Genomic DNA, 12947 nt, shown 5'->3' with positions numbered 1-12947 from the left:
TTTTAGTACCGCTGCCGCACTGACACCACCATATGCTGTGCTGATATGCGTGCCCTCAAATTTTCTTACAGGAGTTCCTCATGTTGCAATTGAAAGATGCATCTTTATTTCGCCAGCAAGCTTATATCAATGGCGTATGGTGCGACGCCGACAGCGGCGCTACGCACCCGGTAACCAATCCGGCCAACGGAGAGACTATCGGTACTGTGCCGCTGATGGGCGCCGCAGAAACCAGGCGCGCGATTGCGGCTGCCAACGACGCCTGGAAACAATGGCGTCGCAAGACCGCCAAAGAACGTAGCGTGGTATTGCGCAAATGGAATGACCTGATACTGGCCAATGCCGATGACCTGGCGCTGATCATGACCACGGAACAAGGCAAACCGCTGGCCGAAGCCAAGGGTGAAATCACCTACGCCGCTTCGTTCATTGAATGGTTTGCAGAAGAGGGCAAGCGCGCCGGTGGCGATACCATTCCGTCGCCATCGCCGAACAACCGGATTGTCGTCATCAAAGAGCCGATCGGGGTGTGCGCTGCGATCACGCCATGGAATTTCCCGGCGGCGATGATCACCCGTAAAGCCGGTCCGGCGCTCGCCGCAGGTTGTCCGATGGTGTTGAAGCCGGCGGAATCGACACCGTTCTCGGCGCTGGCGTTGGCAGTACTGGCAGAGCGTGCCGGCGTGCCGGCCGGCGTGTTCAGTGTGGTCACCGGTGCGGCCCGCGAAATCGGCGCTGAGATGACCAGCAACCCGATCGTCCGCAAACTGACGTTTACCGGCTCCACCGGTGTCGGTCGCTTGTTGATGGAACAATGCGCGAAGACCATCAAGAAACTGTCATTGGAACTGGGCGGCAACGCACCGTTTATCGTGTTTGACGATGCCGATCTGGATGCGGCAGTGGAGGGCGCGATGGCTTCCAAATACCGGAATGCCGGACAGACCTGTGTCTGCGCCAACCGCTTGTACGTGCAAGATGGCGTCTACGATGCGTTCGCGCAGAAACTGGTGGCCGCGGTCGCCAAGCTGAAGGTTGGCGACGGCCAGCAAGAAGGCGTTACCCAGGGGCCGCTGATCGATCAGAAGGCGGTCGAAAAAGTCGAGCAGCATATTGCCGATGCAGTCGGCAAGGGTGCGCGCGTGCTGGCTGGCGGTAAGCGCCATTCCCTGGGCCACAGCTTTTTTGAGCCGACGGTTCTGGCCGATGTAACCGCCGAGATGATGGTTGCCCGTGAAGAAACTTTTGGCCCGATGGCGCCATTGTTCCGCTTCAAGACCGACGACGAAGTCATCGAAATGGCCAACGATACCGAATTCGGGCTCGCCAGCTATTTCTACTCGCGCGATATCGGTCGCATCTGGCGCGTGGCGGAAGGTCTGGAGAGTGGCATGGTCGGCATCAACACCGGCATCATCTCGAATGAAGTCGCGCCATTCGGCGGCGTCAAGCAATCCGGCCTCGGGCGCGAAGGATCGAAATACGGGATCGAGGATTATCAGGTGATCAAGTATTTGTGCATGGGCGGAATCTGATTCCGGCGGAATAGATAAGCGTAAAAGCGGGACCGAAATCTGGTCCCGCTTTTGCTTTATCGGGACGGCAATAAGTGTTGTTTTTGCGGCCAACGGAAATCATTTTGCATTGCTATAATGCTGCTTTGCACCATTTTGTGTCTGCGGCGCTTGCAATCACTGTTGCGAGGCCATTTCCGGATCGATCCCCACATGCTGTCCTTGCCCTTATTTGCCCTTGCCGTCGCCGCTTTTGGTATCGGTACCACCGAGTTCGTCATCATGGGTTTGTTGCCGAATGTGGCGCATGATCTGGGCGTGTCGATTCCGGCCGCCGGGATGCTGGTCACGGGGTACGCGCTGGGCGTCACCATCGGCGCACCTATCGTCGCAATTATTACCGCTAACATGCCGCGCCGTACTGCTTTGCTAAGCCTGATGGGATTGTTCATCGTCGGCAACGTGCTATGCGCACTGTCGCCGAATTACGCCGTGTTGATGATGGCGCGGGTGGTGACGGCATTTTGTCACGGCGCGTTCTTCGGCATCGGTTCGGTGGTGGCCGCCGGCCTGGTCGCGCCGAACCGGCGGGCGCAGGCGATTGCCCTGATGTTTGCCGGACTGACATTGGCGAATGTGCTGGGGGTGCCTTTCGGCACCGCGTTGGGCCAGTTGCTGGGCTGGCGTTCGACGTTCTGGGCGGTGACGGCGATCGGGGTGCTGGCGGCAATCGCGCTGGCGGCCTGGCTGCCGCAACAGATCGCGATGCAAAAGACCAGCCTGCTGCAGGAGTTTCGCGTGCTGGCCGACCGTCAGGTGTTGCTGGTGCTGGCGATCAGCGCATTGGCCTCGGCCAGTCTGTTTTCGGTATTTACCTACATCACGCCGATCCTGGAAGACGTCACCGGTTTGATGCCGCATGCGGTGACGCTGGTGTTGCTGGTGTTCGGCGTGGGGTTGACGGTGGGCAGCGCGCTAGGCGGCAAATTGGCGGACTGGCGCTTGCTGCCATCGCTGATTGCCTTTCTGATTGCACTGGCGATCGTGCTGACGGTATTTTCCGTCACCATGCATACGCCGATTGCGGCGGTGATAACGATTTTCATCTGGGGTGTGCTGGCCTTCGCCATCGTGCCGCCATTGCAGACGCTGGTGGTCGATCGTGCCAGCGCAGCCCCGAATCTGGCGGCCACCCTGAATCAGGGCGCTTTCAATCTTGGCAATGCGACCGGCGCCTGGTTCGGCGGTATCGCCATCGGTGCCGGGTTTCAGTTGACCGTATTGCCTTACCTTGGCGTGCTGATGGTCTTGCTGGCGCTGGGCCTGACGCTGTGGTCGGCATCCATGGGCCGCGCAGGCGGCTTGGCGCTGAACGCCGGCGAGTAGTCTGCATTGCGAGAAGCGGATCTTGTTTGCTGCGGAGCAGATCCACGCTTTTCTGACTAATATTCGTTGCAGAGCATAATGTGTTCCAAACTACGTGAAAAAAGTATTGCGCCCGCATCGAACCATCTTTCGGAGACCACGCAATGAACACCGCACAAAAACAAAACGTATTCGCATGGGTCAGCGATCATGCCCAACAATTGTCCGACTGGCATCAAGTCATCTGGCACTATGCAGAACCGGCATTTCGCGAATACAAATCCAGTGCCTGGTATGTGGATAAGTTGCGTGAATACGGCTTCGAGGTCGAAGTCGGCAGCGCCGGAATGCCAACGGCGTTCGTCGCGACCTTTAAGCATGGCGATGGCCCGACGATCGCCACCTATGCCGAATATGATGCGGTGCCCGGTAATTGCCAGGCCGCTTCGACCAAAAAAGAGCCGCGCACAGGCTTGTCGAAATACGCGCCGGGCCACACCGATCCGCATTCGGCGTTGGGCATCAGTGCGCTGGGCGGCGCGCTGGCGGCCCAGAGCGCGATGCTGAAATTCGGTATCCAGGGCACGCTCAAGATATTCGGCGAACCGGCTGAAAAACTGCGCGCATCGAAGGCCATCCATGCCGCCAAAGGTTATTACGACACACTGGACGCGGCGGTCAGTTTCCATCCGACCTATATGCTTCCGCTGTGCAACACGACGGTCTGGGACGCCCATTGCGGCGTCGGCTACAACTACATTTACACCTTTACCTGCGACGATCCGGAAAACTGGATCGGCGCCGACAAGTTCAGCCCGATTCCGCAAAACCATCTGGCCGCCAGGGCGCCGGGTGCAAGCGATGCGCTGATCCTGTTTTATAACCTGAATGAAAGTTTGCGGCGCTCGATGTTGCCGGCGACCGGGCTGTGGAGTTTTAACGAGGCCATCCTGTGTGCCGGCCAGGCGACCGCCGACAATCTGACGCCGCATGTTTCGCAAATCGATTTCATGCTGCGCACCGATTCCATTGAGCAGGCCGACATCATCAGCCAGGTGATGGACAACAACGCCGCCGCCGCCGCCCAGGCCACTTTTTGCAAGTGGAAAAAAACCTGGGTCACCAAATCGCGCGGCGGTTTGCCCAACCATGTCATGGCGCGCGCCACCTACGAGAATATGCAGCTTGCGGGCCCGCCGAAGTGGGGCGGCGACGCGATCGCCGTCGCTCGGGAAATTCAGCAGAACCTCGGTCATGTGCCGCTGGAAAAGCCCTTCCTGGCAGTCACCGAAGCACTGATCGATCCGGAAGATTGCGAGCGCGAATTGCGCAAGCAAATGCCCGCCTGGCAAAAATATCTGACTTCGGACGATTACACCGATTACACCTGGCATTGCCCGACGGTGCGCCTGTATGTCGCGCGGCCGATGTTGGATGCGCCAGCGGGGGTTGTGTATCCGGCCTGGGTAGCGAACGCCCTGGGAGGGATTCCTGCCACCATCGATCCGATGATTCTGTCGGCCGCCAGGACCATCGGCGCGACCTTGATCGACCTGTTGACCAAACCGGAATTACTGCAAGCCGCGACTGCCGAGTTCCAGCAGCGCACCGGTGGCGGCATCGGCGGCAGCGCATGGCAGGCGCCGTTGCTCCCCAAGGATTTCAAGGTGCCGCATCAATATCGCTGGCCGGAATACATTACGACGGTACGCGGCGAGGAGTGGACTATTCCTTGGCGTGACGACGAATAATCGTCACTGAGGTGCAACAACACGACCGCAGGCAGCAGTCAGTCGTCCGGCTATTTCAGGGAACCGGAGAGGAATTGCTGCAGACGTTCGCTGGTCGGGTTGGTCAATACCTGTTTCGGATTACCCTGTTCTTCCACGCAGCCCTGATGCAAAAACATCACGTGGTTCGACACGCTCCTGGCAAAGCCCATTTCATGCGTCACCACAATCATGGTGCGGCCTTCGGACGCCAGGTTCTGCATCACGCGCAGCACTTCTCCCACCAGTTCCGGGTCCAGGGCCGACGTCGGCTCATCGAACAACATCACCTCGGGCTCCATCGCCAGCGCCCGCGCTATCGCTGCGCGTTGTTGCTGGCCGCCGGACAAATGGGCGGGATAATAATCGCGCCGCTCGAAGAGGCCGACCTTTTCCAGATAAGCCTTGGCCCGCTCCAGCGCCTCGGCTTTCGGCACGCCCAATACGTGCACCGGCGCTTCGATCACATTCTCAAGCACCGTCATATGGGCCCACAGGTTGAAACTCTGGAACACCATCGCCAATTTGGAGCGCACCAGCTGCAATTGCTTGGCGTTGGCGCTTTCCAGATTCCCGTCTTTGCCGCGCTTTAACTCCAGCGGCACGTCATCGACGAGAATCCGGCCTTCGGTGGGCTTTTCCAGCAGATTGATACAGCGTAAAAAAGTGCTTTTTCCGGAACCGCTCGAACCGATGATGCTGATCACATCGCCTTTATCGGCTTTGAGCGAGACGCCCTTGAGCACCTCGTGCTGACCGTAGCGTTTGAATAAATTTTCAACGATTAACTGACTCATTTTGTCCCTGCGCTATTCTTTGTAGGCGTTACGTTTAAACCTGGCGCGGCTGTATATACGCCAGCCACTTTCCTTCGGCCATCCTGAAGCCTTTGACCAGGACCAGGGTCAGCACCAGATAGATGGCGCCTGCCGTGATGAAGGGCTCGAAGGCCAGATAAAACTGCGCATTGATAAAGCGCGCGGTGCCGGTGATGTCGAGCACCGTGACCAGGCTGGCCAGCGACGTCATATGCAGCATCATGATCACTTCGTTACTGTATTGCGGCAGCGCGCGGCGCAGCATTGAAGGTAGCAGAATGCGCCGATACAGGGTGAACTGATTCATGCCGACACTCTGCGCCGCTTCCACTTCTCCGGATGGAATATTGCGCAGGCTGCCGGCGAAAATCTCGGTGGTATACGCCGTCGTATTCAGCACGAAAGCAAAAATGGCGCAAAAGGTCGCGCTTGAAAACCACGGCCACAACAAACTTGCCCGTACCGTCTCAAACTGCGACAAACCGTAGTAAATCATGAACAGCTGCACCATTGCGGGCGTGCCGCGCACGACAAACGTAAAGGCCGCTACCGGCCCGTATACCCAGCGCTTGTGTGAAGTACGCATGACCGCCAGCGGAACCGACAGGAAAAGCCCGAACAAAACGGAGACCGCCGTCAGGAACAGGGAAATCAATATGCCCTTGCCGTACATGGGCAGGTTTTCGAGAATCACATCCCAATTCATCCTGCGCCCCTACGAAAATTTTGCTCTTATCACGCCCGCCGAATATTTCTTTTCGAGCCAGCGCAATAACAACATGGATACCGTAGTGATGGCCAGATACACCAGCGCAGTCACCAGATAAAAAGTGAACGGTTGACGCGTGGCTTCCGCCGCACCGCGTGCTTTGAACATGATGTCTTCCAGGCCGATAATGGATACCAGCGCCGTGGTTTTTACCAAGACCAGCCAGTTATTGGTAAAGCCGGGAATCGCCAAGCGGACCATCTGCGGAAAAACGATGCGGAGATACACGCGCATGTTCGTCATGCCGAATGCCAGGCCGGCTTCAATCTGCCCCTTGGGAATCCCCATGATGGCGCCGCGAAAAGTTTCGGTCAGGTAGGCGCCGAATATGATGCCCAAGGTCATCGTGCCGGCGACGAACGGGTTCAAGTCGAAGTTGGCATCGAAGCCGGCCATCTCGATGACATGATTGACCACCGCCGGGCCGCCATAAAAAATCAGCAGCATCATGACCAGATCGGGAATGCCGCGAATCACCGTGGTATACATTTCTGCCGCACGCGCCAAAAAGCGGTTGGCAGACAATTTGCAAATCGCACCCAGCAATCCCAGCAGGACGGCAAACAGCAGCGATAAAAGTGCCACTTGCAGCGTCACCCAGCCTGCGGCAACGACGGTCATGACGTATTCCAGTATCATCAAATCTCCCGCGATAAATAAATGGCAGCCCATGAGACGGCTAATAAGCCGCCTCATGGGCCGAACAATCAGCCTTTATTTATCGGCAGAAAGATCAAATGGAAAATATTTGTCGTTGATTTTCTTGAGCGTGCCGTTCTGCTTCACGGCGACCAGCCCTTTGTTGAACATGTCGCGCAGATCCGTGTCCTGCTTGCGCACGGCAATCGCGACGCCTTCGCCGAGTTTCCTGTTGTCTTTGCCGGTGAAAGTCGGGCCGGTAAATTCGAAATTCTTGTCGTTGCCGTCCTTGCTCAGGAAGCCGTTATTCACCTGTACGATGAAGCCGAAATGCAGGTCGGCGCGACCGTTGAGCAATTCAAGATACGGCTCGCCGGCGCCGACATAGCGCTTGATCGTTGCCACGTCACCGAATTGCTCGGTCACGAAGTTGTCTTGTGGCGTGCCGGTTTGCACCGCGATGGTTTTGCCTTTCAGGCCGTCTTTGCTGATCTTGATGTTAGCGCCCTTCCTGGCCACAAAACGATTCTGCATGCGGTAATAACTATTGGTGAAGTCGATGACTTTCTTGCGTTCGTCAGTGATGTTCATGGACGTCATCAACACATCGTATTTTTTCGCGACCAGACCGGGGATCAAGCCATCCCAACCGGCATTCACGATCTTGCACTTGGTCTTCATTTCAGCGCATAGCGCGTTGGCCAGGTCAATGTCGAAACCCACCACGCTGCCATCGGGAGCGACCGATTCAAACGGCGGATACGTGGCATCCGTTGCAATCGTGATTTCCTTCCACTCTTTTGCCTGCGCCATCGGCGCAATCAATATGCCAGCCAAAACCAATAAAGAAATGATCTTTTTCATGTTGTCTCCTACTTTTTTAGAATAAATCGGATTAAGTCGCAGTGTGATTTTTCCAGATTACCCCTGGCCGTGATAGCGATCATTTCTCATAAAAGGCATCAGTTTTATGCATGGCGAAAAGACGCACACTGCAACCCCGCATAGACGGGCCTGGCGACGGTCACGGGTCTCGCCAATACACGGTACTACGCCGACGATCAGGGTGCAACGTTGATCTGGCGTGCCGGAGCCGCGGCTTCAGTGGCGAGATCAAAAATCTTGTTGGGATTCAGAATGCCGTGCGGATCAAGCGCATTTTTCACGGCGCGCATTGCGTCTACGTCCGCCTTTGATCGCGAGTAGTGCAGCCAGGCTTTTTTATGCGTGCCGATACCATGTTCGGCTGAAATCGAGCCCTGTACTGCCGCCAGTTCGCCATAGATAATTTCCGCACTCCGCAGCTGTGCCGCCGGATGCGACAAGGTGTCTCCCTGATAGCCGACCAGCAGATGCAAATTGCCGTCCCCGACATGCCCGAAGACATGTAAAACCTGATCCAGGGCGGCCAATCGTTGCGTGATGCGTTCGACATACGCGGGCATCGCCGTCAGCGCCAAACTGACATCAAAGCATTCCGTCGCCGCATACCGGCGTCGCTCAGCCTCGCTGCCTTCACGGATATCCCACATAGCATTGCGTTCGCGCTCGGAACTGGCGATCGCGCCATCGGCGACCCAGTTTTGCTCCCAGATATGGGCAATCAATGCCTCGAAACGCGCATCACCTGTCACATCAAAACACTCCACTTCGATCAATGCGTAATAGCGGTAGCCGTGCGGCAATACCGGCCGACAGCCTAGCTCCGGATCGGTATTGAGCCGATAAAACGCATCCCACATCAACTCAAAGGCGGACAACATGCCGCCGCCGGCACGTTGCAAATAATCGAGGACATGCAATACGTCGGAAAAATCGTTCAGCGCCAGGAATGCGGTGTGGCGTTGTTGCGGCTGCGGGTGGAGCCGCAGCACCGCACGCGTCACGATGCCTAGTGTTCCTTCGCTACCGACCATCCATTGGTGCAACGGATAGCCGGTATTATCCTTGGTCAAGCCGCTTAGCCGGCCGATCACGCTGCCATCGGCCAGCACCGCTTCCAGCCCCAGCACCATGTCGCGGGTCATGCCGTACTTGAGGACGCGGTTGCCGCCGGCGTTGGTCGCAATCATGCCGCCGATCGTGCAGGAGCCGCGCGCGCCAAAATCCACCGGCACCATCAGGTCGGCTGCCGCTGCTGCCAGCTGTGCCGCTTCGAGCGTCGCTCCCGCCTGCACAGTCAGGGTGCGGCCGGCAGCATCCAGCGCTTCAATTCCCTGCATGCGGGCCAGCGACAAAAGTATTTCATGCCCTTCACCGCTAGTTGCACCAACCAGGTTGGTCAGTCCGCCAATCGGGATGAGCGCTTGCCCCTGTTCGTTGCACAGGCGCAGGATGGCGGCAACTTCGTCAGTGCTGCGGGGCAAGACCAGTGCCTGCGCCTGAATCGGGCGGCCATCCCAAAAACCATGCGTGCGCTGGGCCAGGGCATCGCCTGTGAGCACACCGGCTGCGCCCACCAACTCGCGCAGCGTCGAAATCAGTTCCGACATATTTTCACTCCATGTAGCTAGCAACTTAGCGCATCAACCGCAGCTGCGGTCAATCCGGGCCTTGCCACATGGTATTGGCCGGTGCCGGTTGGCAACAATCGAAAATTTCTGATGGTAGCCATGTGAAAATATCATGCTCTTTTTGCGGCATGCGGGGCAGGGGAGGAGCGGAATTGTAAGGGTGATTTGGGTTGGGGCGTTCGCGTTCAAGGCCAGGGTGCGCGGCATCTGGCATTCAGCGCGCGCAGTGTGAAGGCTCTGGGTGTGGGTAAAGGCGCCGCCTAGCTTGTTCCAGCGCCACAATATTGACTGATCCAGGCCCGGAAGATGGCTACTTTTTCTTGATTGGCGACGCTTTCCGGGTACACGAAATAGTAGCTCTCGCCGGGCATGACGCAGTCGAACGGCTTGACCAGGCGCTGCATTTCCAGATCATCGCTGGCCAGCATGCAATCGCCGATCGCCATGCCGAATCCCTGCGCCGCCGCGTTGACGGCCAGATCCAGCGTGTCAAAACTCTGACCGCTATTCGCATCGACATTCTTGACGCCGGCATGCTGCAACCACATTTCCCAATCCCGATGATCGCGGGTGGGATGCAACAAGGTCTGATGCGCCAAATCCTCCGGCTGCAGTTGCGGCTTATCCTTGAGCATGGATGGCGCGCACATGGGCGTTAACTGCTCGGTAAACAGCAACAGCGAATGGGTTCCTTTACCGGATGGCGCGCCATATACAATCGCCGCATCAAACGACTCGCGCTGAAAATCCACGTTGTGCTGCAAGGCGGTCGTCACTTGCAGCTGGATATCCGGGTATTCGGCTTGAAACGACATGATTTTTGGATAAATCCAGCGCATCACGCAGGTTGGCACCTTGAGTGCCAGATCGGTGCGCTGACGTGTCAGGCGGTTCGAAATATCCTCCAGGCGAGAAAAGCTTTCGCGTACCGTCGGCAGCAATGACTCGCCTTCGGCGGTCAAGGTCAGGCCGCGCGCATGCCGCACAAACAGCGGAAATCCGTAGTACTCCTCCAGCATCAATATCTGACGGCTGACGGCTCCCTGGGTCAGACACAGGTGGTCGGCGGCGCGCGTGATGTTTTGATGACGGGCGACGGTTTCGAATACTTGCAATGCATTCAGCGGTGGCAATCTGCGCATCAGTGGCTCCAAGTCGACCCATCAGCAATATGCATGGGTTACATGATTATATTTCGATTGTAAGCCACCTGGTAAACGATAAGAATACGATCCATAAAAGCGTGCGATGGCCACCCCGGTGACAGACGACACAACCAATGAATTTCCTCATATTAGAGAGAAACAAGATGCGAGACACATCTAACCGGCCTTGGGCCAAGGCCGCTCCGGTAACACCCGCCCACCATACCCTGCGCACGCTCCTGCGAGGGGAAACCCGCGTGACGACTAACTTGTCTGGCGCCTTCAGCTGAATACCAAAGCATCCGTTTGTTGCATCAAAGCCATTAGGAAAGCTAATGCCTTTGCGTGTGTTTGCAGCGTCCTGCATCACACATTTATTCATTATCAAGAGATTGCCAAGTTGTTTTCACTCAGTATTCCACTCAAATAAGCAGGAGTCAGCCATGCAAGATACGACTATCAAAAATATCAAACGCCGTCAGGTCATTAAAACAATCGGCGCATCCATCGCCGCATCGACCATCGCCGCACCATTTGTGAACGTGCGTGCCCAGGAAAAGAACTTCAGTGGCAAAACGCTACGTTTCCTTACCTGGTCGGACGATACCGGACTGGCGGCATTGCGCAATATCGCGGCCAGCTTCTCCGCCAAAACCGGCGCCAAAATCATCGCCGACCGTGCCGACGGTACTTCCGGCATGGTGGCCAAGCTGAAGGCTGCCGGCAGCAAGCCGCAATATGACGTGATCACCCTGGCGGGCGTTGGCGCTTCCGGGCTGGGCGATGCCGGATTGTTAATGCAACCGGATCTGGCGCGCTTGCCGAATCTGAAGGATGTGCCGCAGCAGTACCGCAGCGGCGCGAATGGCTTCGGTGTCGGTTACCTGTTATGGACCGACGGCCTGATTTACAACACCAAGACCATGAAGGCCGCACCGACCTCCCACGATGCGCTATGGGACCCTAAATATGCCGGCCGCATTTTCCTGCCGCCGCCGAGCTGGGTCGAAGCCGTCGATCTGGCGATCATTGCGGCGCAAATGTCGGGCGGCTCGCAAAAGAATATTGAGCCAGGCTTCAAGAAGCTGGCGCAACTCAAGGACCGCATCATGTTACTCGGCGAAAATCCGAATCAGGTTGCCGAGCTATTCCGTACCGGGGCATTGGATCTGGGTGGTATTTATTCGCCGGCGTTCTTCCCTGTCGCGATCAAAAAGCCTGAATACAACATGGGCGTCACCTATGACATGAAGGAAGGTTTTGCGGCGCAGCTGATGTACACAGTGATTCCGAAAACGCATCCGGGCGATCTGGACCTGATTCATGCCTTCATCAACCACTCGCTGGATCCGGTGGTGCAAGGAAAAATGGCTGCCGACGTGCTCAATGGTCCGGTGAATTCGAAAGCCATCGTGTCGGCTGACGGCGCCCGTTTTGTCCCGAGTGCGCGTCACATTGCCGACAAGGCATTGGTCCATGACGACAAAGCACTGTCCGTGGTGCAGAGCGAGTGGGTCCGTCGGTATACCGAAATGTTTTCGGCGTAATCGTGATGCTGGCACGCAACTCCCATACCCGGGCATGGCTGCTGCTGTTGCCAGTGCTGCTATTCCTGGCAGTGCTGGCGGCGGCGGCGCTGGCAGTGCTGCGCATGAGCGTCGGCACCAACGGCGACGAATGGCGCAGTTTTTCGCTGGCCAGCTATGCCGACCTGATCAAGCCGTATTACGTGAAGTCAGCCATGTTGACCATGCGGCTGGCGTTCCAGAGCACGCTGGCGGCAGTGCTGCTGGCGATTCCGGTAGCGATCGCGATGGCACGCGCCAAATCGAAACTGGCCCGGCGCCTGCTGTTGACCGGTGTGTTATTGCCGTTGCTGGTCAATCTGTTACTGCAAAGCTACGGCTGGCTGATCATTCTCGGTCCGGCCGGGGTACTTAACAATACCTTGCTGTCCCTTGGCATCGTGCAACGGCCGCTGCAATGGTTGTATCGCGAAAACGGGGTGTTGCTGGGCCTGATACAGACCGCCTTTCCATTAGCTGTGCTGCCGATGGCGAGCGCCATGAAAGCGGTGTCGAGTACCTATGAAGAAGCTGCTGCGACCCTGGGCGCCAGCCGCTGGCAAATTATGCGGCACATTCTGTTGCCGATGGCGATGCCAGGCATTCTGTCAGGCGCCTTGCTGGTATTCGCTTACAACGCCAGTGCCTTTGCGGTACCGCTGTTGCTCGGTGGACGCCGCGTCAACATGCTGGCAGTGCTGGTGCGCGATCAGATCGCACCCTTGCTGAACTGGTCGGGCGCTTCGGCCACCGGTGTGGCATTGATGGTGGCGACATTGGCCGTGATGGCTTTCTCGCAAAAATTAGTCCAGCGTTCACAGCGCATCACAGGGAGCGCGCAATGAAAGTC

General features: G+C 57.3%; 11 protein-coding genes. 5 read left to right on the top strand and 6 right to left on the bottom strand.

All coding sequences use genetic code 11. The features are described 5' to 3' along the window. The first annotated feature begins 80 nt into the window (after positions 1–80). The 3 genes from gabD to AC3CHX_RS27420 all read left to right on the top strand — a co-directional run bounded on the left by gabD (position 81) and on the right by AC3CHX_RS27420 (position 4630). On the top strand, positions 81–1535 hold the full coding sequence (gene gabD, locus AC3CHX_RS27430; protein WP_488631099.1) for an NADP-dependent succinate-semialdehyde dehydrogenase: 1455 nt from the start codon (positions 81–83) through the stop codon (positions 1533–1535). Positions 1536–1730: 195 nt separating this feature from the next. Then, entirely contained in the window at positions 1731–2900 is a 1170-nt protein-coding gene (locus tag AC3CHX_RS27425) for an MFS transporter (RefSeq protein ID WP_488644953.1), read from the top strand. Positions 2901–3043: 143 nt separating this feature from the next. Continuing rightward, positions 3044–4630 (top strand): zinc-binding metallopeptidase family protein, encoded by a 1587-nt coding sequence (locus AC3CHX_RS27420; RefSeq protein ID WP_488631098.1) that lies wholly within the window; start codon positions 3044–3046, stop codon positions 4628–4630. A 50-nt stretch (positions 4631–4680) separates the two neighbouring features. On the opposite strand, the gene AC3CHX_RS27415 is transcribed toward AC3CHX_RS27420, so the two are convergent. The 6 genes from AC3CHX_RS27415 to AC3CHX_RS27390 all read right to left on the bottom strand — a co-directional run bounded on the left by AC3CHX_RS27415 (position 4681) and on the right by AC3CHX_RS27390 (position 10529). Beyond that, entirely contained in the window at positions 4681–5445 is a 765-nt protein-coding gene (locus AC3CHX_RS27415) for an ABC transporter ATP-binding protein (protein ID WP_488631097.1), read from the bottom strand. 34 nt (positions 5446–5479) lie between these two features. After that, positions 5480–6172, bottom strand: coding sequence for an ABC transporter permease (locus AC3CHX_RS27410; RefSeq protein ID WP_488631096.1), 693 nt, complete (start codon positions 6170–6172; stop codon positions 5480–5482). 9 nt (positions 6173–6181) lie between these two features. Further along, entirely contained in the window at positions 6182–6874 is a 693-nt protein-coding gene (locus AC3CHX_RS27405) for an ABC transporter permease (protein WP_488631095.1), read from the bottom strand. Positions 6875–6949: 75 nt separating this feature from the next. Beyond that, entirely contained in the window at positions 6950–7738 is a 789-nt protein-coding gene (locus AC3CHX_RS27400) for an ABC transporter substrate-binding protein (protein WP_488631094.1), read from the bottom strand. 197 nt (positions 7739–7935) lie between these two features. Beyond that, positions 7936–9366 carry an FAD-binding oxidoreductase gene (locus tag AC3CHX_RS27395; RefSeq protein WP_488631093.1) on the bottom strand — a complete coding sequence of 477 codons (1431 nt, stop codon included), beginning with the start codon at positions 9364–9366 and terminating at the stop codon, positions 7936–7938. Between the two features lie 281 nt (positions 9367–9647). Next, positions 9648–10529: a LysR substrate-binding domain-containing protein gene (locus AC3CHX_RS27390; protein WP_488631092.1), complete on the bottom strand. Its 882-nt coding sequence runs from the start codon at positions 10527–10529 to the stop codon at positions 9648–9650. Positions 10530–10975: 446 nt separating this feature from the next. Between AC3CHX_RS27390 and AC3CHX_RS27385 the strand changes: the two genes are divergently transcribed. Both AC3CHX_RS27385 and AC3CHX_RS27380 read left to right on the top strand, forming a co-directional pair. Further along, the gene (locus tag AC3CHX_RS27385) at positions 10976–12079 is read left to right on the top strand and encodes an extracellular solute-binding protein (protein WP_488631091.1); all 1104 of its coding nucleotides are present in this window, start codon (positions 10976–10978) and stop codon (positions 12077–12079) included. 5 nt (positions 12080–12084) lie between these two features. Further along, a complete protein-coding gene (locus AC3CHX_RS27380; protein WP_488631090.1) occupies positions 12085–12942 on the top strand; it encodes an ABC transporter permease in 858 nt (285 codons plus the stop codon). Positions 12943–12947 lie beyond the last annotated feature (5 nt).

Source organism: Glaciimonas sp. OK215 (genome assembly GCF_057787885.1).
Note: the sequence above shows the minus strand (reverse complement) of the source record. Positions and strands in the feature narration are given on the sequence as shown.